At 39.0% G+C, this 20689-nt stretch carries 20 protein-coding genes and 1 tRNA gene; 10 read left to right on the plus strand and 11 right to left on the minus strand.

From position 1 onward, the window contains the following. Positions 1 to 3 precede the first annotated feature (3 nt). Positions 4 to 1470: a phytoene desaturase family protein gene (locus tag OXIME_RS01860; RefSeq protein ID WP_393971788.1), complete on the plus strand. Its 1467-nt coding sequence runs from the start codon at positions 4 to 6 to the stop codon at positions 1468 to 1470. Here OXIME_RS01860 and OXIME_RS01865 read toward each other — a convergent pair. The 4 genes from OXIME_RS01865 to OXIME_RS01880 all read right to left on the minus strand — a co-directional run bounded on the left by OXIME_RS01865 (position 1439) and on the right by OXIME_RS01880 (position 4556). Further along, positions 1439 to 2167, minus strand: coding sequence for a lycopene cyclase domain-containing protein (locus OXIME_RS01865; protein ID WP_393971789.1), 729 nt, complete (start codon positions 2165 to 2167; stop codon positions 1439 to 1441). The genes OXIME_RS01860 and OXIME_RS01865 overlap by 32 nt on opposite strands. Then, positions 2146 to 3069 carry a phytoene/squalene synthase family protein gene (locus OXIME_RS01870; RefSeq protein ID WP_393971790.1) on the minus strand — a complete coding sequence of 308 codons (924 nt, stop codon included), beginning with the start codon at positions 3067 to 3069 and terminating at the stop codon, positions 2146 to 2148. The genes OXIME_RS01865 and OXIME_RS01870 overlap by 22 nt, the downstream gene beginning before the upstream one ends. Before the next feature lie 825 nt (positions 3070 to 3894). Continuing rightward, a tRNA-Val gene (locus OXIME_RS01875) sits at positions 3895 to 3967 on the minus strand. Positions 3968 to 4073: 106 nt separating this feature from the next. Next, positions 4074 to 4556, minus strand: a complete 483-nt coding sequence (locus tag OXIME_RS01880; protein ID WP_393971791.1) for a hypothetical protein — start codon at positions 4554 to 4556, stop codon at positions 4074 to 4076. A 235-nt stretch (positions 4557 to 4791) separates the two neighbouring features. On the opposite strand from OXIME_RS01880, the gene OXIME_RS01885 reads away from it, so the two are divergent. The 5 genes from OXIME_RS01885 to OXIME_RS01905 are packed head-to-tail and all read left to right on the plus strand — an operon-like array spanning position 4792 to position 8887. Further along, positions 4792 to 5484 carry a Rieske 2Fe-2S domain-containing protein gene (locus tag OXIME_RS01885; protein ID WP_393971792.1) on the plus strand — a complete coding sequence of 231 codons (693 nt, stop codon included), beginning with the start codon at positions 4792 to 4794 and terminating at the stop codon, positions 5482 to 5484. Positions 5485 to 5493: 9 nt separating this feature from the next. Continuing rightward, positions 5494 to 7152, plus strand: coding sequence for a cytochrome bc complex cytochrome b subunit (locus OXIME_RS01890; RefSeq protein WP_393971793.1), 1659 nt, complete (start codon positions 5494 to 5496; stop codon positions 7150 to 7152). Continuing rightward, the gene (locus OXIME_RS01895; RefSeq protein ID WP_393971794.1) at positions 7145 to 7837 is read left to right on the plus strand and encodes an enoyl-CoA hydratase/isomerase family protein; all 693 of its coding nucleotides are present in this window, start codon (positions 7145 to 7147) and stop codon (positions 7835 to 7837) included. Before OXIME_RS01890 ends, OXIME_RS01895 begins: the two co-directional genes overlap by 8 nt. Positions 7838 to 7885: 48 nt before the next feature. Continuing rightward, entirely contained in the window at positions 7886 to 8356 is a 471-nt protein-coding gene (locus tag OXIME_RS01900) for a hypothetical protein (protein WP_393971795.1), read from the plus strand. After that, positions 8357 to 8887, plus strand: coding sequence for a hypothetical protein (locus tag OXIME_RS01905; RefSeq protein ID WP_393971796.1), 531 nt, complete (start codon positions 8357 to 8359; stop codon positions 8885 to 8887). A gap of 697 nt (positions 8888 to 9584) precedes the next feature. On the opposite strand, the gene OXIME_RS01910 is transcribed toward OXIME_RS01905, so the two are convergent. Together OXIME_RS01910 and pdxS are read right to left on the minus strand one after the other, a co-directional pair. Next, positions 9585 to 10310, minus strand: coding sequence for a DUF92 domain-containing protein (locus tag OXIME_RS01910; protein ID WP_393972231.1), 726 nt, complete (start codon positions 10308 to 10310; stop codon positions 9585 to 9587). Between the two features lie 6 nt (positions 10311 to 10316). Continuing rightward, positions 10317 to 11327: a pyridoxal 5'-phosphate synthase lyase subunit PdxS gene (gene pdxS / locus OXIME_RS01915; RefSeq protein WP_393971797.1), complete on the minus strand. Its 1011-nt coding sequence runs from the start codon at positions 11325 to 11327 to the stop codon at positions 10317 to 10319. Positions 11328 to 11464: 137 nt separating this feature from the next. Between pdxS and OXIME_RS01920 the strand changes: the two genes are divergently transcribed. The 4 genes from OXIME_RS01920 (at position 11465) to OXIME_RS01935 (ending at position 15472) form a co-directional block, all read left to right on the plus strand. Further along, positions 11465 to 12445 carry a sulfite exporter TauE/SafE family protein gene (locus OXIME_RS01920; protein ID WP_393971798.1) on the plus strand — a complete coding sequence of 327 codons (981 nt, stop codon included), beginning with the start codon at positions 11465 to 11467 and terminating at the stop codon, positions 12443 to 12445. Continuing rightward, entirely contained in the window at positions 12432 to 12833 is a 402-nt protein-coding gene (locus OXIME_RS01925) for a DUF1634 domain-containing protein (RefSeq protein ID WP_393971799.1), read from the plus strand. Before OXIME_RS01920 ends, OXIME_RS01925 begins: the two co-directional genes overlap by 14 nt. A 73-nt stretch (positions 12834 to 12906) precedes the next feature. After that, positions 12907 to 13914 (plus strand): encapsulin, encoded by a 1008-nt coding sequence (locus tag OXIME_RS01930; protein ID WP_393971800.1) that lies wholly within the window; start codon positions 12907 to 12909, stop codon positions 13912 to 13914. A 103-nt stretch (positions 13915 to 14017) separates the two neighbouring features. Then, complete coding sequence (locus OXIME_RS01935) at positions 14018 to 15472, plus strand: FAD-dependent oxidoreductase (protein WP_393971801.1); 1455 nt, start codon at positions 14018 to 14020, stop codon at positions 15470 to 15472. A 7-nt stretch (positions 15473 to 15479) separates the two neighbouring features. On the opposite strand, the gene serS is transcribed toward OXIME_RS01935, so the two are convergent. From serS to OXIME_RS01960, 5 genes are all read right to left on the minus strand, one after another. Continuing rightward, entirely contained in the window at positions 15480 to 16811 is a 1332-nt protein-coding gene (serS, locus tag OXIME_RS01940; RefSeq protein WP_393971802.1) for a serine--tRNA ligase, read from the minus strand. 43 nt (positions 16812 to 16854) lie between these two features. Continuing rightward, positions 16855 to 17523, minus strand: coding sequence for a hypothetical protein (locus OXIME_RS01945; protein ID WP_393971803.1), 669 nt, complete (start codon positions 17521 to 17523; stop codon positions 16855 to 16857). A gap of 64 nt (positions 17524 to 17587) precedes the next feature. Continuing rightward, positions 17588 to 18802, minus strand: a complete 1215-nt coding sequence (locus tag OXIME_RS01950; protein ID WP_393971804.1) for a 2,3-bisphosphoglycerate-independent phosphoglycerate mutase — start codon at positions 18800 to 18802, stop codon at positions 17588 to 17590. A gap of 19 nt (positions 18803 to 18821) precedes the next feature. Then, positions 18822 to 20051, minus strand: coding sequence for an adenosylhomocysteinase (locus tag OXIME_RS01955; RefSeq protein ID WP_393971805.1), 1230 nt, complete (start codon positions 20049 to 20051; stop codon positions 18822 to 18824). After that, the gene (locus OXIME_RS01960) at positions 20045 to 20686 is read right to left on the minus strand and encodes a RibD family protein (RefSeq protein WP_393971806.1); all 642 of its coding nucleotides are present in this window, start codon (positions 20684 to 20686) and stop codon (positions 20045 to 20047) included. The genes OXIME_RS01955 and OXIME_RS01960 overlap by 7 nt, the downstream gene beginning before the upstream one ends. Positions 20687 to 20689: the final 3 nt, after the last annotated feature.

Raw genomic sequence — 20689 nt, forward strand, 5'->3', positions numbered from 1 at the left:
AAGATGGATGTTGTAATAGTTGGTGCCGGTTTCGGAGGTTTAGCATCAGCTGCATTACTGGCGAATCTTGGGTACTCTGTAACTGTTCTGGAAAAAAACAACGAAGTTGGGGGAAGGTCCAGAGTATTTAGAGATAAAGGGTATACATTTGACATGGGTCCTTCATGGTATCTGATGCCAGAGGTCTTTGAGAATTATTTTAAAAAACTTGGGAAAAATATTGATGACTATTATCAGCTGAAGTTATTGGATCCAAGTTTTAGAATTTATTATAGTGAGACTGCCATAAATGTAAGTAAAACTGGAGAGAAAAGAAAGAGGATCTTTGACAATTTAGAAAATGACGGTTATGAGAAATTCCAAAATTATTTAAAAGTCACAGGCGAGATATACGCTAAAACCATGGGGGAATTACTCTATAAGCAATACAAAGGTTTTTTCTCAATGCTATCCCCATTCTTGTTGAAAATGGCAATTAACACGCAGTTTTTCCAATCTATGTCAAAATTTAACTCTAAATTTTTCGATTCAGAAGAACTACGTGCATTAACTGGATTTTCTTCTGTTTTTCTTGGAGGGACTCCTGAAAGCATACCAGCGGTTTACAGCATGGTTAACTATTCAATATTTCAGCAAGGCGTATTCTATCCAGAGGGAGGTTTTGGAAAGATGGTTGATGGAATTATGAAACTCTGCCTGGAGGTGGGTGTTAAGTTTAAGACAGGGTTTGAAGTAAAAAGATCAGAAACGGATAGGAAAAGAATGACTAAGGTTTTCTCAGATGACAAAGAGATAAGTGGAGATATATTCCTTTTTAATTCTGATTATGTTAACGCAGATTCTAAGGTAATAGGAGATTCTTATTCTAATTATGGCAAAAAATACTGGGAAAGAGCTAATATTGCCCCATCCGCAATACTTGCCTATTGTGGAATTAAAGGAGATATTCCTTTGGAACACCATAATATCTTTATTGGGAAGTCGGCTAAGAGTCATTATGATAGTCTAGAAGCATCAGAAACTATTCCTGAAGATTTCTCTTTCTATGCCAGTCTAAGAAGCAAAAGTGACTCAGAAATCTCTCCCTCTGGGAACTCCAACCTCTTCATTCTCATACCAGTATCCCAGAACTTTAATGATTCACCCCAAATCAGGGAAAGATACGTGATCTCTGCATTGAATAGGATATCACATGTAACTGGGTTAAACATTGCAGGTTCAATAGATTTCATGAGAATATATGGAAAAGGTGACTTTATTAATGATTACAATGCCTTCAAGGGAACAGCATTTGGTCTGTCACAGACGATCCGACAAACTGCTGGTTTTAGGCCCCTTATGAGAAATCGATACCTAGAAAACGTTTTTTATGCTGGACAATACACACATCCGGGAATTGGTGTGCCCATGGTCTTCATTGCAGCAGAGATTGTATCTTCTATGATACAGAAGTCCTTTCCTTTGAAATAGGTTTGAGATGCCTCTCTTGATAAAAATTATAGGCTAAGACATAGAAAAGCAGAAGGGAAAACACATAGACGTATTCTTCGAGTGGTATTGAAAATATATATATCCCTAAAGTTACGTTTTTTCCATAAGTGAATATGGGTAAAGTCACCATTATGTGGTCAAACACAACGAAGGGTATGTAAGAAATTGCCATGAATGCCCATAATCTTGATGAGAATAGCATTTGTGGTTCAAGAGTTGCCATAAAAATCAGAGCCATTCCTGCAAATATGAATGCAAAAATTGTGTAACTGTGCTGCCAGTTTACTATACCAAATCCCACGAGAATTAATCCAGCAGCAATGCCGGGCCATTGAAAAACTTTGGAAGAAACCCCTTTAAGCATAAAAAGCCCCTCATAAATAAGAAGGGTGGCAAATGGGACTATTATAAAGAACAATATCTCTTCAACTGGTATTAACCATAGATACAAACCTATAATATACGAATGATTGAACTTCCAAGTACCAATCAAAACTGCATATTCATCCCATACAATATATATTGGAGCCACTGTGAATATTGAAAAAACAAGTGGTTTAAATTTCCTTATTTTGCGAATCTTGCTGCTTATTGATAATCCAAGTACCGGTAATGCTATAAGAGCCAGCAATAAAAGATATGCAAAGTGTCCGGCTACAGATAGTGTAATTTCCATAAGAACCAGTTTTTGAATATTTCAAGTAAAATTCTTCCTTTTGAAGGTTTTACCTTATTCCTAAACACTATCATGGGATTCCTAAAAATTTTCCTTGCAGTCCATGCATACATATTCTGAGCCGTAATGATTGGTATTAGCAACCTCTTTGGTATAAATCTAAAACCTTTCCTAGCCTCCCTATCCCATTCAAAGAAGATATCTAAGTTTTCTTTAATAAAAGAACTAAAATCCTCCTCTTTGCCTTTCACATCATTTTCCCGCAAGGAATTTAAACCAAATTTCCTGGCACTATCTGCAGGAAGGTACATCCTTCCTAATTCGTTGTCTTCCCTAACATCTCTTACGAAATTGAGAAATTGCATGCTTCGTCCAAGCAAGGAAGCATACTCTTCAGCAACTTTGGGAAGGTCAAGAATTCTGCGCATTATAAGACCTATAACTTCAGCTGAACCATGCATGTAATCGCAAAGTTCGGCCATTGTTTCATACCTTGTTTTGGTTAGATCCATCTTCATGGCTTTAAAAAATGATTCTACCAGATTGGGTTCTATACCCTTTTTTTCCATTAAGGAGACAAAGTCATCAACTACTGAATAGCCACTAAAACCTCCAGATAAAGACCGCATGTATGTGTCCATGAAATGATAGAACCCATCTGCGTCCTGAGGAACTTTATCAACCAGATCATCGGCAACTCTCACGAAAGAGTAAAAAATAGTAACATCATTTCTGTATTCATCTGGAAAGAATCTGCTTGAATTGAAGTATGTTTTGCTGCCTTTTCTAAAAATATCCTCTTTTTCGGTATTTTTTCCAAAATTTTTTAATTCATGTTCGTTCGGAGCACTAAGAATGTCATTGCTTACGAAGATTTCATTTGACCTTGTAGCGTGATCCATATTATTACTTATATGGGGATCAATATAGCTATTAGTCAAAATTTTTTTGATATTTTTTAAAGGTTTTCTGTAAACTTTTTAATTTAACTATTATGGCAGATTCCATAGATAAACTTGAGCTTCTGAAAAATGCGTGAGAACATTTTCATTCGGAATTTTTAAAAATAACAAGAAGTTAATTAATCTTAAAAAACTATGTTGTCACTGATTCCAATATCCTCCCGGAATATGGAATCTTCATCTTTTCAAGTGGATCTTTAAAGATAGACGATTCCCATCTCAGTGTTATTATAACTTCCTGTGTATCGACAGGTATTGCCTTAAGTCTTGTGTTATACTTAATTGAAATTCAGCGATTTTTCAGAACAATTATCATAGTTGTTTGCGAGAATGGATTCCCAAACTTTTTCTTTATTCACACCTTTTAAGTGGTCTAAACCACGTGAAGAATATTTTTTGATTTTCGTATTACTAAAAACCAATAATTACGATTAATCAATTGAGTTAATGGGATTTAATTCAAGAGGTAATTCTTTTTTATTAATTTACCCTATATCATATAAGATTAATTAACCATCGATGTCCATGGAAAATCAAAAATTTTGTAATGAATATGTCAAATAAATTACACAAAGAAAGTTATTAAAAGGCATATGAAATTTATTTTGAGAACTAAAATATAACCACGGAAAGTTTTTTGTATTGTCAGGTCTAAATAATTATCGTAAAGGTTTAGCCAGAATCAAAATATTATTCACAAATTGATATATTAATAATTAAATTCAGAACTTTTTTTGACCTTATATATATCCCCCCAAAAGTAAATGGGCCCGACCGGATTTGAACCGGTGACCACCGCCTTGTAAGGGCGGTATCATAACCACTAGACTACGAGCCCTGAAAAATCTATTCTGCTTATTGGGCTGATAATAAATACGTATATTTTATTTTCTTATGTCTGCGTTGGATAAAATATTAGTTAGAAAAAATAAAATGTATTTAAATTACTTTTTAGATTTTATGCAAGCTATATGATCCACAAATTTACTCTTGAGCAATATGGAGGATTTTTTTATGGTGTCTGCGTATTCCAGTTCATTTACGTGAACTATTAGGTTTATCCCCGAATTGAACGCGCTGTCTGACATGTCTTTCAAAACAAGGTGCACAACATTTCTTATTGTTACGCGCTGACCAATGTCAGAGAGATCTTTCTCAGTAAGATCCAGATTCTTTATATTTTCAATGATCCTAGAAGTTCCTTTTCTGGTACCTTCAACGAATGCTTTTGAAACATTCAATGCACCATCCACTGTTGCCACGATGGAACTGTAAGCATCATCAGTTATTTCGCCCAAAGTCTTTCCCGAATCTCTGGCAATATTCAATACACGATTGTAGAGATTTTTACTAACTCCCTTTACGGATATGTTCTTTTTGTCGTTATCGGTTGTTTCGTTCTCCTCGATTTTTTCTCCATCAGTCATATTATCAAGATATACATCCTTATCACAGATATAAAGTTATCTGGAAATCAAGATATCTAAGTATTCAGTTATCTGATATATAGATAAATTTAATGCGATTGCCTATGGCCCTTAATCTTAGGTATCCCTTCATCTTTCTCTTCTGGTATTCAAAAAAAAACTTATACTACGATTTATTTACAGTCTTATGAAGGAAAACGATGAAGTCGATAGCGGAAAAAGAAATTTTCTAAAAATGATGATTGTCTTATCCGCGGGGGCGGCAGCTGCAGGCGCTTTAAAAGGCGTTGTCCAGAACATCATAGCACCAGTATCTGGGCTGACCTCGTTTCCTACTCTTACCATTGTTAATTCTAGTGGTCTTCCACTCAATACAACGGATCTTAAAGTAAACAATCCGGTAATAACAATATTTTATTATCCTCTTCAAGACGACCCAAACTTTCTGTTGAGGCTTGGTGACTCTTCAAACATGGATATTAAAATAAATAGCACTGAAGTAGTTATTCCGGCCAATGGAAATACTTTTACATCACCTGATGGAGTTGGCCCACACGGTTCAGTAGTAGCATTCAGTGCAATATGCCAGCATCTTGGCTGTGTTCCACCTATTATCCATTATTATCCTCCGTCAGCCAAAAATGAGATTTCAGATCTCCCATCGAATGCAAGTAGTCCAGCCTATATACATTGCGGGTGCCACGGCAGTACATATGATCCTTATCGTGGGGCAGCCGTTACTACAGGACCAACAGCGAGACCGTTGCCTAACGTAATTCTGGATTATGATCCAACTTTAGACAACTACAAGGTTAAAAGTATGGTGGGCCCAACAATTTACGGTAAGCCAAATGACCTCGAAGGTGGTACTCCATTTCCAACGGGCACTACTACAACTCCCATAGTACTATTAGGTTCTGGAGTGTGAAAATAAAAAATGGTGGATCAAGATTTTGTTCAGGATAATTCAATATTAGGAAAGGACCCTTTGCACATGACGGAGCTTCCTCTGAAGAGAGTCCCCGACTACATGAGGAAACGCGGTGGCTTCATGTACTGGACTGGTGCACTTATAAGTGTGGCATTAATATATCAGATAATTTCAGGGCTAATACTCCTTTTGTATTATAATCCAGCCTCTGCATACAATAGTACTGAAGCAATTATAGAGACAATACCCTATGGTGCACTTATTCTTACTTCTCATCTTTACGGTGCCTACGCGATGATAGTTCTGATCTATGTTCATATGTTTAGAAATTACTTCATGGGTGCATACAAGAAACCGAGAGTATTACAATGGATTAGTGGCGTTATACTGTTGGCTACAACAATTGGTGTTGGTTTCTTTGGGTATTCAATGACAGGTGATGTTCTTTCATCAGATGCAACGGATGTTGGAAGGGGGATAGCTGAAGCTGTGCCATTCCTAGGAAAGACCTTTGAATCAATATTCTTTGGAAATGGAACAAGCGTTAGTCTCTTTGCACACATGCTTGCATGGCATATTATACTGGTTCTAGTAATAGGGGCTATATTCGGGCTTCATTTCTTCTTGGCCGAAGCAAACGGTATAATGCCTTCACATAGGGATTCCAAGCACAAAGCACCTGCAGTTGATAAAGCGGACCCGAATTACAAGCCATGGAATCCATATAATTTTGCATATATGATACAACTCGGGATGATATCCCTTGGCATCATCATAATAGTGCCGTCTGTTTTAATTCTATTACCAAGTGTCCCAACTTTATTTTCGCCTTTTCCGCAGGTGTCATCATCTAGTGTATTTGCAGCGTTTGTACCAACATATCCTCCATGGTTCCTATTATTCGTATACAAAGCTATAGACTTCAAGTTTCTAGCTGCAGATGGAGCTTACGAGGCTTTAGCTGGCACAGTAATATTTGCAGTCATACCGCTAGTATACTTCATAGCAGTGCCCTTTATCGATAGGAGCAACGATCTTCATGCGCTTTCAAGACCGCTGGTAACTTCATTTGGGATTCTAAGTATAATCTATTTGGCAATCCTCTCTCTCTGGGGTGCACTTGCTCCAGGGATACCTATAACAAATGGTATAGTAGCATCAGTTCTGGTACCGCCATTTGTTATTGTTGTAGGAGGAATGTACTTCCTGAACAGGCAATACGTGAAAGGTAAGTTCAAAGTATCTCCAAATAGGATATTAACATCTTTCCTGATATTCCTCTTGTTGCTTTGTTTCACTTTTATAACTTTTTCTGAAAATCTGGGTACACTCCTAACCTATGGAAATGGAATAAATATCTTGGCAACTGCATTTTCCGCTGGAGCAACAGCATTCGCTGCAATTGGTACCATGAAGTCAGCTCAATTTTCATACAGCTTAAAGCCCAAAGAAAAGACTAAAAGTGCTTACCAGTTAAGTAAAACCACTGCAATGGTCTTAACATCGATTATTTCAGTTGCATCCATTGCGATAATTGTTATTATAGCCAAATTAAACCCCATTTCAATCCCACAGGAAGGCGTATTCGGGATGGGTTTGGGTATAGTACTGGTTCTTGCTGGAATAGTTCTTAGGATATACCGGGCGGCGTATTACAATGAGTAACATTAGAGTTCAGGGTTATAATCAGATCAGCTTCTGGCAAGAAGAGGGTGTCGGTGTAATTGTTCTTAGAACCAACTCTAAAGGACTCATAGGTGTAAGAGGCATTGAAGAACTTCTGACCGCTCTAAGCATAGCATCTGTTGATCAAGATGTAAAATCAGTCGCTATAACAGGAATGAACAACATTTTCTGCAAGGGAATTGAAATGTTAGTTTCGCAAGAAGAGAAAAAGGAATTCCTTGATGCGTGTACATCTCTGGCAACTTTGGTAGGTTCAATGAAGAAACCAATTTTCGCATTACTTAACGGAGATGCAATAAATGAGGGATATGAAATTGCCTTGCTCTGTGATTTAATCATATCAAAGAAAGGCTTTAGTCTTGGAGTCGACAATGGGTACTTTTTCAAACTAGGTGGATCCCTAACTTCACAAAGGTTCAGAAAATTCAAGATTTCCAAAGCAGTAGAAGAAAAGAATACTGATGTCGTAATATCGGAAAACGATACTTTTTTGGAAGATTCATTAAAAATTATTCACCAGGAAGAAGGTTACCCCTATCCGGAAAGAAGAAGCTCTTCACTTGTTAATCTGAAAGCTGTTCTCGATTATGAGCGCTCAACATTTCTATATTCGGAAATTCAGAACGGAAGAAAAGATCAAGAGGTGGCAACAAATGGACTGTAAGAAAGATACAGAGTATAATGGGCTCCAATCAAGGAGGGTGAATAATTCATGGAAAGTAATGTAAAGGGATGGATAGGTTACGCTATAATTTTTATAATAATAATTGGAGGAACAGCAAGTCTTCCTCATGTAATAAAGAGTAGTTCAAATCCAATAGCTATTACGGGTATTACTGGTCCGTCTGACTCTTATTATAACTCCTCAACTCAGACACTTGTAGTAAATATTACAAGTTCCACATCCTCAGTTTATGCAAATGTTAACTTTTCTTCAACCATTACTCCTTTAACGCTTTCTATAGTTCCAGGTTCTTTCCAGTTTAGTAATTCAACTATAGTCTCTGTTGCTAAACCCTATAATACAAGTATTAATTTTGCAGCTAAATCAATACCTGTTCACCTTCTACTTAACAGTGCAGTGATTTCCAACAATAATTTTACAAATACCACGGTTGAGTTGGACCTTTACGCTAGTCACTATGGGGCAATTGCAACAATTATGCTGGAGAAAGTGAGTTAAATGGAAAAACCGCAAATTAGAAAAAGCGATATTATAGCTGGAATTGTGGCAGTGATTGTAATCGTGGTTGGGATTTCAGTTGGCGTTGTTGCATCAGATAACATCAATTATAATGCAGATAATCCTTTACTGGCAATCATCAATGATAGCGGTAATACATTTAACATAACTACAAATACTACTTACTTTTATTACAACTTTACCGTTCAAACAAACCAAAATGGGTTTATAATTACACTAGGTTCGATTCCTAGTGTTCCATACAAATTGAACGTTACCAATTCTACTATTTCCATACCTATTTTGTCAGTTAACAGCAGCACCCAGTATAATCTTTCAGCAGCTCCTTTTCTGAAAGATGTAGTTAATCAAACTGTTTCATTGCAATTTCTAGTCAATCAGAAAGCTGTTTCAATACTAAAAAATGACACTAAATTGCCACGGGTTGATAACATATTGGTATACGTCACCCCAACTTACAATGCGCCACTGCAGAAAGAGGTAATCTTTACAGTTAATTTCCCAACCTAATTTTTAAAACAAAGTAAATTTCATTCAATGGTCATTATCTCACAATTATAGTTCTGGTTCTATTTGAGAAACGAAGTCTCAATACAGTTTCTATTTTTTTAAAAATCCCTGGGTTATTTCTAATTTGTGTTTCGCTTGATGTTTTGACGCAAATCGTCAGAATATGCTTTATCTTAGAGAATTTGATAGCGATCCTACTGTTATTCTGTTCAAAAAGATATACCATTAAAGTATGTTAAGAATGCGTGTGTTATGACACACACACCAAAATATCCAGAAACCCCACAAAACAAACATTTTCGTCAAATTATGTCGCGGAAGTCAAAGTCAAGTAAAAAGCACTAATTAAGTCTTGCCCGTTTCGAAAAAGTAGTTATTCATAGAATATAGAAAGCTTTCCCCAATACGAAGACGCATTCTACCATATCTCACAAAAAATATTCCTGCTGCATCTACAAAACTTTGGAAAAACTTACAGGTTAAAACTTTCTTCCAATCTGAAGTTATTCTGTATTCCCCACTTAAACATTAAAATATAATGATTTAGGCATGCATGAATCTTATGCGTTTCAAGGCCACTTTAACTTCCATATGCCTGATCATGGTATCAATATCTATTTGTTTCTGTTTCATAAATTATTATACTTTCATCGTCTTCATTTTGGAATGGGGCATCCAATTCAATAATGCTTATAAATCAAAGAAGTACCAGTGCAGATACTACAACGGAAACAAATGCTGAGAAAAAATTAACCTGACCCTTTGACATCTTACCCTCATTTTCAAATAATGCACCAAGAATACTATCAATCTGACAGCCCAGGAAACCCATGCCTGTTACAAAAACTATGGGAACTATACGCAACGTACCAAAAGCCAGGATACTGTAAGAAACTCCTATTATGAGAGCCCCGAAAAATGCTGCTGCTTCACCAGTCAATGAAACTCCCCCATTGACACCTGGAGTTGTTCTTTTAAAAGTAGTTATCATGTAAACATTTTTGTCCACCACACCTAGCTCGGAGGCAAAGGTATCCGAATTGATCACTGAGAATGATATGGCGAATAACTCAAAATAACCAAACGGTGCAGAATTAAGCAGTGTATGAGCAAAATTTATGCACGCAATAGCAAGACCGATTATACCTGCATAAAGTACATTTGATGTGGATCTTTCTCCATGCTCCCCTTCCTGGAGTTTCCTTGCCTTTTTCATATCAAACATGGCTTTTGTGGCAAAGTGTGAAACTACTGCAAATATCAGGAGAAGTATGAGCCACTGCAGTGAACCAAAAAAAACAATGATCAGACCCACTACAAGAGCCGCCAAGCTTCCCTTCAGGTCAAATACTTTAAGAATCTGAGACACAATGAACAGGATTATAAGTCCCAGAACGATGGAAAATGCGAAAATTAAAGTTATGCTGTCCTACCATCCTCTGTCTTGGAGTCTTGACTCTTTTGGAATGGTTTCAATATCTGTACCTGCCATTCCTGTAAGGCCACTTGAAACATTTCCAATAATTTTGTAATCATCAAAATTTTCTACCGCTTCTACTACGGAAGATGCCATTTTCTTAGGATCTGCAGATTTGAATATGCCACTTCCAACAAACACACCATCCATTCCCAGTTTCATCATAAGTGCTCCATCGGCGGGAGTCGCCACTCCACCTGCTGCAAAGTTAACCACGGGAAGTCTTCCCATTTTTTTAATTTCCTTTAAAATCTTTGTAATTCCTGAAATCATTCTGTCCTGGGAAATACCATAGTAAAGGTCGTTGTTTGGAAGAAAATTCTCATCCTCAAACAGGATCTGGGAAGTTTCTTTTCTCAATACAGTATAATTTTTAGATATGTTGCCAGCTACTCTTCTGATCTCTTCCTCATTTAACCTTTTCAAAGTTTTAATCCCCTCGTTTACCATCCGTATGTGCCTGACCGCCTCTATTACATTTCCAGTGCCTGCCTCTCCTTTCGTCCTTATCATCGCAGCCCCTTCAAAAATCCTCCTTACAGCTTCCGGAATATTCCTTGCTCCACAAACAACTGGAACTTTATACTCATTTTTGAAGATATGGAAAAATGGATCAGCTGGAGTGAGAACTTCGCTTTCGTCAAGCATGTCAACACCTAGTTCCTGGAGTACATATCCTTCAGTAACGTGGCCAATTCTTACTTTCGCCATTACTGGAATGCTAACCGCCTCCATTATCTCGCGAATTTTCTTAGGATCTGCCATTCTTGCAACACCTCCAGCAGCCCTTATATCTGCAGGAACTCTCTCCAGAGCCATTACTGCGACTGCACCAGCCTGCTCGGCTATTTTTGCCTGTTCTGCAGTGGTCACATCCATTATGACCCCACCTTTGGTCATCCTGGCAAAGCCACGTTTAAGTAATTCGTCACCAAATCTTAATTTTGATAAATCCTGAGACATTGGAACCATATTTCAAATCGTTAAAAAATATATATACATTCGTGTGGCGAAGGCGAAAACTGATCTGGTAATATGTCCACGATTGGTAAAATCCATCCATCATTAATTTATATATTGCTGTAATAACGGGTATTAACATGTCTGCAATATTACTGATTCTTTTAAGATTCATAGAGATAGTTTTTGGAGGAATTTTTGCAGGTCTCTTGGGTTCGTTGACCGGGCTCGGTGGGGGGACTGTACTGGTTCCACTTCTAACTCTATTTTATGGTGTACCTATTATCTTTGCTACCGGTGCAAGCCTTATATCAACCATTGCAACATCTGCCGGATCTGCAAGCGCGTATACCAAAGAAAAAATAGCAAATATAAAAATTGGTGTTGGGCTCGAGGTTGCAACGACCCTGGGTGCTATAGTTGGATCCATAACCGTTGTTTTCCTGGACAAAGATAATCTATCATGGGTAATTTACATTATATTTGGAATCGTTCTATTAACATCCCTGATTCCAACCATTAAGAGGGGAAAATATGAAGAGCCAATGCATAAAGAACCCGACTGGTCTACCAGGTTGTTCCAGCTCTCCGGACAGTACTATGATGCAAAATTAAAACGTGAAATGAAGTACAATGGCGTCAGATGGTGGCTTGGGGAAGTTGTAATGTTTTTTGCAGGGGTTATGTCGGGTTTACTTGGCATAGGAAGTGGTGCACTGAAGGTACTGGGAATGGACTGGGCAATGAATCTTCCTATGAAAGTTACTACAACAACAAGCAATTTCATGATTGGTATTACAGCTGCCACAGGGAGTTCCATATACTGGTATAATGGTTTCATACAGATATTCCTTGCAGCTGCAACTGCCATAGGAGTCTTGATTGGGGCATTTTTTGGTGCAAAAATACTTGTCAGGATAACAAACAAAAACATACGCTGGATATTTTTTGGAATTTTGTCCTTCCTTGGAATCGAAATGGTCCAAAAAGGTTTTCACATTATCCACTTATTACAAATACATACAATATATCAGTTCTTAATTTCTGTGATTCTGGCGTTTGTTATGATAATAGCTCTATATGTTAAAAATGTGAGAGAGGCGAAACATGAAAGACTTTAATAGAGATCTGATCACAAGCTGGATTCTAAAAGCAGGGGTAATTACTAGTATCGCTCTGATCATAACAGGAATAGTTATAATATTTTTAAAGGGAGGATCAGATGGGGAATCTATAAAATATATCTCGGACTATTACAACAGAAGTGCAACATTAAGTTCTAATCTTATACATCTGGGAAATATACCCCACGGGCTTGTAACACTGGATGGAGTTTACTTTGTAACACTTGGTCTATGGATTCTTATATTCACACCTATCACTGTGGTAGTGACAGCACTTATCTCATTCTACATTGAAAAGAACTGGCTTTACATACTCCTAAGCTGTATAGTTCTCTTTGATCTGTTATTCGCTATGCTGGTAGTACCGATTTTTGTTCATTTCTGATTTTTCACGTGTTCTTTCAGAAATTATAACTATTTTTCTTCTATATTTAAATAGACAAAGGTAATAATCAGCTATGTTTTCAAAAGATCCATCAGAACTGGTAAGGACAAAGACATTTGACAATGAAGAGATATCCAGATCAATCAGGCTTGATCTTGCAGCAGAACTGGACGCAATCAATTTTTATCTTCAACAATCGAAATTGATGCCTGAAGGATCATTCAAGAAAGTGCATGAAGACATTGCAAAAGAGGAGATTACACACTTCGGAGAATTTTTGAGACTCATGCATGAATATGCACCGGAAGATTTTGTAAAAATAAGAGAAGGATGGAAAGAGGCATCAGAACTTCTTGGCCAGCAAAAGGAGTTCCCAATGTATGTAGGGAAGAAAGAACTACAGGTTTCAAGGGAGGGAGTAGAACCAGATTCAAAAACATTTAGCCACCACTATATAACCTATGTGGAAGAAATCAAATGGTCTCAGGATGGTTTACCATTGCCAGAAGACAATCAGAAAATAATCCCTCTTTCTCAGGTTATAATCCAATACAACGTTCATAGGCACACTGATAGCCAGTATAAAAAAATGGAGGAGGAAATGGCTCTTAGAAAATTTGATGCCGCTGTCAATAAACTCATCATGGCTGATCACGAGCTGTCGCTTTTGAATAGGGCCACTGATATAAAATCTGGAGACTGGTCAAAATCCGGAAATCTTGCAAAAGACATTATAAAGGCAATAGAGTTTCTTTCTGATTCAGGATATGTCGAGAGACCAGAACTGCTTATCTCATCATCTGCATATGAACTTCTTGTGAGGGAAGTTGAATCCACAGGACAAACCGAGATGGAAATGGTAAGAAAACTTCTAGAAGAAATCCACGTTACATCATTGTTAAAAGAGAATCAGTTTCTCGCTCTGGCTAAAGGGTCTTTCAAATTATTTATCAAAACCTTCCCTGAAATACGAAGAATTAGTGAAGATGTTTTATCAGATCAGTATGTTATTTATTCCAAATTTGCACCAATGCTGTTTGATAGAAAATCTGCAGTCAGAATAACCTGGAAGCCAAAATAATATTTCTTAAGCGAAAAGGAAGGCATTAGGCATCAATTTTTATAGTTTTAAACTAAAAAACGTTTATAACTCTTGTAGTTATTAAGATCTAAGGGTATGCAAAATGCTTAGCTTTGAACGTGTTAAAATCAACCACGCTGATCCAAAAAAGAGGCTCCAGGGTTTCACCATAGAGCCTTTAGAGGAGTATTCAGACAGTTCAGCAGTTGCAGAAGCGAGCCGCTGCATAGGGTGCAACATATGCACACAGGCATGTCCTGCCAGCCTTGATATCGGTGGTTATATTAAAAGCACGGCAGTAGGAGACCCGGCACAGACAGTAAGGATTGTTTTTGAGAATCTTCCATTTCCTGCAATAATAGGACGTGTGTGTACTCATATGTGTGAGGATATCTGCGTTCTTTATGACACTGGTGGGCCTATTGCAATAAGACACCTGAAAAGATACGCTGCAGATAAGTTCGATGACTATTCAAGCATAATAAGTGTTCCAAAGAGGAAATTCGTTGGAAAAAACGTTGCGGTTATAGGCGGTGGCCCAGCTGGTCTTACCGCAGCCTATTACCTCTCAATACAGGGAGTAAAAGTTACAATATACGAGAAATTGCCTGCACTCGGCGGTTTTATGAAAACCGGCATTCCAAGGTACAGGTTACCTCAGGATGTTCTGGACAAAGAGATAGGGTATATACTTTCACAGGGGGTGGAGGTTCATCTTAATACGGAAGTCGGGAAGGATGTATCATTTAAGGAATTGATGAACAAATACGATGCCGTATTCATGTCTGTAGGAAACCAGAAGCCAAGGATGACCGGCACACCTGGTAGTGATGCTGAAAATGTTGTTCACGCAACAGAATTTCTCAGAAGATCTAGTTTTGGTGAAAAAATCGATGTAGGAAAAAACGTAGTTATAATTGGTGGTGGATTTACCGCAAACGATTCATCCAGAACTGCACTGCGTTTCGGGGCTCAGAATTCATACATTTTCTATCGCAGAAGGGAAGTGGATAGGCCCGGATATCCATCCATGAATGCAGAGGAAGAGATGGAGGAGGCCGATGAGGAAGGCGTACACTATGTCTGGGAAGTAACCCCCTTCGAGTATGTTAAGAAAGGCAACAGAGTTGTAGCTGTAAAATACTGGCAAAACGACATGGTTTCAGACGGAAAGGGACGAGCAAAGCCGGTTCCCAACAAGGACAAGGTACAGACAATTGACGCAGATTATGTAATAGAAGCAACAGGTCAGGAAAACGACTATACCTTTATGGAGGAGGAATATCTAAGGAAACTCAGGTTAACCCCTCAGGGACAACCCATCGTAAACCCCAACGGCATGACCTCAATTCCAGGTCTATTCTCAGGAGGGGATTCTACAAATGGAAACAGGGATCTCATAAGCGCGGTCAGGGACGCAGATCAGGCCGTACTGGGGATACTGCAGTACCTTAATCTGATGGACAAAGTTTCAGAGGAATTCATACCGCTTCTTGACAGATGGAAAAAATACTCCACCATGGCTGCAAAGATAGCTTATTCAGAAAGATCCGCATAACTGAAAATCAGTCTGCGGAAATTATATCAAATCCGGTATAGGGTACCAAAGCTTCCGGAACTATTATCCCCTCCCCGTCTTCAGTCTGGTTGTTTTCCATAATGGCCACAAGTACTCTTGTGGTTGCTATTGCAGTAGAGTTCAGGGTATGCGGAGTCAGATTGCCATCCTTTGTCCTGTATCTTATGTCAAGTGTTCTCGCCTGGTAGTCTGTGTCATTTGAGGCCGATACTACCTCCCGGAACTTTCCCTGTGATCCAAACCATGCTTCAATATCATATTTCTTTGCAGCCAGTGATCCAAGCTCCCCTGAGCATACATTAACCACTCTGTAAGGTATGTTCAGCTTCTGGAATATTTCCTCAGAATTCTTCAGCAGTTCTTCAAGGAAATCCCAGGAGTCTTCCTCTCTGCAGAAAATGAACTGTTCAATTTTATTGAACTGGTGCACCCTAAAGATACCCTTTGTATCCTTTCCATGAGCACCTGCTTCCTTTCTGAAACATGGGGAAAAACCAGCTATCCTCAAGGGCAATTCATTCTCTTCAAGGATCTCGTTTCTAAGCATGGATGCTATGGCATGTTCTGAAGTGGAGATGAGATAGAGATCTTCCCCCTCTATTTTGTAAAGTGTATCTCTGAAAGTTTCCATGTCTGTTGCGCCTGACATGGACTGGTAATTAAGCATATAGGGTGGTTCAACAACGGAGAATCCCCTCTCTGAAAGAAAATCAACAGCAAAGTTTTCCAGTGCCATCTCCAGTTTAAGAAGCCTGTTTTTCAGGTAATAAAATCTTGCACCAGCTACTTTCCCTGCTCTTTCCAGATCAACAAGCCTCAGTTTATCTGCCAGGTCCACATGACTCAATGGTCTCTTTTCTGTTATAATATACTGGGATCTGTTTTCAGTGGCTTTCCTGAATTCTTCCATATCGTCTCTGAACACCTTTGCCACTCCCCATGTCTTGACTAACCTGTTATTTTCATCTCCTTTGCATATGGGAACAGTTTCATGCAGAAGGTTGGGAATAGCATAAACCGCCTTGTTCCTTTCTGCCTCTATAGTTTTCTGTTCCGACTCCATTTCATCGATTTTTGAATTCAGTTCCCTGACTCTTTCCTTGATTAGTTCAACATCCAGTTTATCCTTAATTTTTTTTGATATCTCTCCGGTGGCAATGTTCTTCTCATGTTTGAGATCGTTAATCCGTTTTAGATTTTCACGCCACTTTCCGTCCAGTTCAAAAAAACGGTCTATGTATTCTTTACCGTAAAACCTGTTTTCAGCTGCTTTGTAAAAAATCTCAGGATTTTCCCTGAGCTTCTTGACATCAATCATAACAACTTAAACCCAATTACATATTTGAAATATTCATTTCAGTTCAAAGATAGGTCCAGTCGCCAACACCATCTTCGTCGTCATTCCTGGCATCTTTGAATTCTCTTATTATTTTCCTTTCATCTATTTTTGACTTTCTCTCCCTATTTACAACTGCGGTTCCAACCCTGTTCTTAAGATAACCTGCTGAATAATTCTCCTCCTGCCTTTTTATCTGAGATATAAAGCCTCCGGCGTATCCGAAAACATTCAATATTATGAGGGAACCTGGCATTATAATTGTCAGTGTCTTAAGTATGCCATAGGATGTATAGAGGTCGGTAAGAAAGCCAGAATATGCAACCAGTTTGGATCCCGAAATTGCAATAACGCCGGAACTTAGGTAGTTACCTATAGAACTGAGGACACCAGTCTTGAAAGGGAGGAACATCATTGTGAGAATCATAAGTATGGATGTAGCCACAAGAGTTGACACAAGGGCTTTAGATGGAGTTCCAGAGGATCTCCCTGCAATATACCCAGCTGTCGCCGGGCCAGCAATCGGTATCCACCACATGATCAGAGAAAATATTATCCCATAAAATATGCCCTTGGGCTGGGAGTATATCATGGACTTCATACTTTCATTTTTCTTCAATGATCTGTAGATTGTCCAGTCTCTCCAGGAATCTTTCAAGGTTTTAATCCTTGATCTCTTGAGGGTCATACTCATGTCAGACGCATATTCCCTACAAGATATTTAAACATATCTATGGTTACGGTTAATAAGCCATTATCTAGGCTCCATATTTGTCTGACCGTTCCGAAAGCTGTAACAGGTAATCCATCACGTTGATGCTGTTAATCTCAAGTGCTCCATCCATGCAGCTTATTTCGTCAAAGTGCCTCACACGGTCCCTTAAATTTCCCGATGTGACAAAAAGGATTGGAACATGATCTCCAGAATGGTCCTTCATTGAACATGGTGTGCTGTGATCTCCTGTAATTGCTACAACAGTGTCTTCAAGTATATCCTTCAGTGGAGAAATTGCTCTGTCAACCCTCTCTATGACACTTTTCTTGAGAATCGGGTCTCCATCATGCCCTGCAACATCCGTCCCTTTGTAATTCAGTATAACAAAGTCATATGTTTTCAGTGCCTGGAGTAAGGCGTTGATCTTTCCCTCGTAATTTGTATCTGTCCTTCCTGTAGCCCCTTTTACCTTGATTATGTCCATTCCAATCATATTGCACAATCCGGTTATCATGGGTATTCCTGCGATACAAGCGCCCTTCATACTGTACTTCTCACTGAAAGGTTGAAGATCAGGCGCCTTTCCTGCCCCTCTGAGGAGGAGACAGTTTGCGGGCTTCAATCCATCTTTCACTCTCTTCTCATTTAAAGGATGATTGGCCAGTATCATATTTGCAGATTTCAGAAATCTGTTCACAAGTTCTGCTGTCCTGGTTCCGGATTCCTCAGTTCCACGAACAGTATTGATCTTCCTCCCAACTTCGTGGGGATCAGAGTCTGTAACTGAACTGGAAAGCCCGGGACCATGTATCACAAGGGCTGCCCTGTGTTCAACCCCCTCTTTTACCTTAAATCTGTATCCATTAATTTCCATGTTAAGTGACGCTGCAAGCAATTCAGTCCCCTCAGATATGCGGTCTGCCCTTCTGTCAATTACTTTGCCATTGCTATCCACGGTTCCGAAGTTTGCCCTGAACGCTACATCACCAGGTAAAACTTCCAGACCCAGGCCAAGGGCCTCGAAGGGTCCTCTCCCGGTATAGACCTTCTCAGGATCATAACCCAGAAGCGAAAGATGTGAAGTGTCAGATCCTGAACGTATGCCCGGTCTGATGGGATGCATCATCCCATTTAAGCCAATGCTGGCCAAATAGTTAAGATTAGGCCTGTATGCCGCCTGAAGTGCAGTCTTTCCATGGAGAATGCTGTTGGGTCTGTCTCCCAGCCCATCCATTACAATCAGGACCACTTTCTTCATGAGTGATACCTCCAGAGAATTAGGTACCTTCCTGCCATGAACCGGCATACCTGATCTGATCATCGCTCAAAGTATCGATGTTTACATCCATGACCTTGAGTTTTATCTTTGCCACTTCAGTGTCTATTTCGGAGGGAACCGGATAGACCCTGTCCTCAAGCTGCTCGTAGTTTTTTGCCAGATATTGGGCTGTCAGTGCCTGTATTGCAAAACTCATATCCATAATCTCAACAGGATGCCCCTGGCCGGAGGCAAGATTGACCAATCTTCCGTCAGCTATAAGGTTGATAATGTTTCCATTTTCCAGTTTATAGGCTGTAACAAGATCCCTGACCTTTTCCTTCTTTATTGATCTCTTTTCAAGGTCCGTAAAACAGATCTCATTGTTGAAATGCCCTGAATTTGAAAGTACCACACCCGGTTTTGCAGTGAGCAGGTCTTCATATTTTATAACATCCTTCATCCCGGTAACTGTAACTACGAAATCCGACTCTTTGAGTGCCTGTGACATTGGCTTTACTCGGAATCCATCCATCAGAGCTTCCACAGCCTTCACAGGATCAATCTCTGTTACTATGACGTTTGCCCCCATCCCCTTCATTCTCATGGCAACACCCTTACCACAGTACCCATAACCGGCTACTGTGACATTGGAACCCGCTATAAGCAGGTTTGTAGCATTCATGATTCCGTCAAGTGTGCTCTGGCCTGTACCATATCTGTTATCAAAGAAATGCTTCATCTGGGCATCGTTTACATCAAACATTGGGAATTTCATTGCACCATCTTTTTCCATAGCCTTGAGTCTGACAACCCCTGTGGTGGTTTCTTCATTTCCACCACGGAGTCTCTCTATGAGGTCTTTTCTTTCATCAAGCACAAGTTTTGTGAGGTCCCCTCCATCATCTATTATGAGATCTGGGGGAGTATCAAGAGTTTTGTGAAGGTATTCATAATATTCTTCCTCAGTTTCTCCCTTCTTTGCGTAAACCTTCATATTATAGTCTTTCTTCAGAGATTCTACCACTGCATCATCTGAACTCAGGGGATTGCATGAAGACATTGTGATATTTGCACCGCCTTCTTTCAGGAGCAGCGCGAAAATACCGGTCTTTGCCTCTACATGCAGAGCCATGCTTATGTTCAAGCCTCTGAAGGGCTGATCTTTTTCAAACATTTTCCTTATCTGGGCAGAAACAGGCATGTGTTCCCTTGCCCAGTTTAACCTTAGAAACCCATTGCTCACCATTTTGACACCTTCTTAATTTTCTCAGGATTCAGTCTCATAAGAATGCCTTCGTCGTATACTTTTGTTTCCATAGATGCATTTTTTATATTTACAGAAGGATCGAATAGTAGGAGTCCACCTTTCTCTATTATAATATTTCCTATGTAAAGGTAAAACTCATCAAAAATTCCTTCCATAAGGAACTGCGTTATAACATCTTTTCCCCCCTCCACAAGTATTTTCATCAGACCAATTCTGTAAAGATGGGCTAGAATATTACTTATTTTCAGATCATTATCCTTCAGTCTGATTATTTCAGCACCGTTCACTGTTCTTTCCATATTTGATGTAAATATTATTGTTCTTGATTTCCCGTCAAGAACATGGGATTCAGGTTTTAATTTCAATCTCCTGTCAAGTACTATTCTGGCCGGCTTTGGATCCTCAGTATGATCACCATCTCCCGTACTCAGGTATGGGTCGTCATTCATGACTGTTCTTGCCCCAACCATTATGGCATCACATTTCCTCCTTAATTCACGCACTCTCCGCCAGTCTCTTTCGGAAGATATGACAACCCTCTTTCCCTCGGAACCGGCTATCATTCCATTAATGCTCTGTGCCATATTTATGATAATATAGGGTCTCCCATCCATTAA

It is taken from the genome of Oxyplasma meridianum, assembly GCF_038024865.1.
GTDB classification, from domain to species: Archaea; Thermoplasmatota; Thermoplasmata; order Thermoplasmatales; family Thermoplasmataceae; genus Oxyplasma; species Oxyplasma meridianum.

Excerpts from the sequence above, each read along its gene's own strand:
- OXIME_RS01885 (WP_393971792.1), top strand. The coding sequence starts at position 4,792 with ATGATGATTGTCTTATCCGCGGGGGCGGCAGCTGCAGGCGCTTTAAAA.
- OXIME_RS01860 (WP_393971788.1), top strand. The coding sequence starts at position 4 with ATGGATGTTGTAATAGTTGGTGCCGGTTTCGGAGGTTTAGCATCAGCT.
- OXIME_RS01930 (WP_393971800.1), top strand. The coding sequence starts at position 12,907 with ATGTTTTCAAAAGATCCATCAGAACTGGTAAGGACAAAGACATTTGAC.
- OXIME_RS01960 (WP_393971806.1), bottom strand. The coding sequence starts at position 20,686 with ATGGATGGGAGACCCTATATTATCATAAATATGGCACAGAGCATTAAT.
- OXIME_RS01920 (WP_393971798.1), top strand. The coding sequence starts at position 11,465 with ATGTCTGCAATATTACTGATTCTTTTAAGATTCATAGAGATAGTTTTT.
- OXIME_RS01890 (WP_393971793.1), top strand. The coding sequence starts at position 5,494 with ATGGTGGATCAAGATTTTGTTCAGGATAATTCAATATTAGGAAAGGAC.
- serS (WP_393971802.1), bottom strand. The coding sequence starts at position 16,811 with ATGATTGATGTCAAGAAGCTCAGGGAAAATCCTGAGATTTTTTACAAA.
- OXIME_RS01925 (WP_393971799.1), top strand. The coding sequence starts at position 12,432 with ATGAAAGACTTTAATAGAGATCTGATCACAAGCTGGATTCTAAAAGCA.
- OXIME_RS01950 (WP_393971804.1), bottom strand. The coding sequence starts at position 18,802 with ATGAAGAAAGTGGTCCTGATTGTAATGGATGGGCTGGGAGACAGACCC.
- OXIME_RS01870 (WP_393971790.1), bottom strand. The coding sequence starts at position 3,069 with ATGGATCACGCTACAAGGTCAAATGAAATCTTCGTAAGCAATGACATT.
- OXIME_RS01895 (WP_393971794.1), top strand. The coding sequence starts at position 7,145 with ATGAGTAACATTAGAGTTCAGGGTTATAATCAGATCAGCTTCTGGCAA.
- OXIME_RS01905 (WP_393971796.1), top strand. The coding sequence starts at position 8,357 with ATGGAAAAACCGCAAATTAGAAAAAGCGATATTATAGCTGGAATTGTG.
- pdxS (WP_393971797.1), bottom strand. The coding sequence starts at position 11,327 with ATGTCTCAGGATTTATCAAAATTAAGATTTGGTGACGAATTACTTAAA.
- OXIME_RS01955 (WP_393971805.1), bottom strand. The coding sequence starts at position 20,051 with ATGGTGAGCAATGGGTTTCTAAGGTTAAACTGGGCAAGGGAACACATG.
- OXIME_RS01865 (WP_393971789.1), bottom strand. The coding sequence starts at position 2,167 with ATGGAAATTACACTATCTGTAGCCGGACACTTTGCATATCTTTTATTG.
- OXIME_RS01945 (WP_393971803.1), bottom strand. The coding sequence starts at position 17,523 with ATGAGTATGACCCTCAAGAGATCAAGGATTAAAACCTTGAAAGATTCC.
- OXIME_RS01935 (WP_393971801.1), top strand. The coding sequence starts at position 14,018 with ATGCTTAGCTTTGAACGTGTTAAAATCAACCACGCTGATCCAAAAAAG.
- OXIME_RS01880 (WP_393971791.1), bottom strand. The coding sequence starts at position 4,556 with ATGACTGATGGAGAAAAAATCGAGGAGAACGAAACAACCGATAACGAC.
- OXIME_RS01900 (WP_393971795.1), top strand. The coding sequence starts at position 7,886 with ATGGAAAGTAATGTAAAGGGATGGATAGGTTACGCTATAATTTTTATA.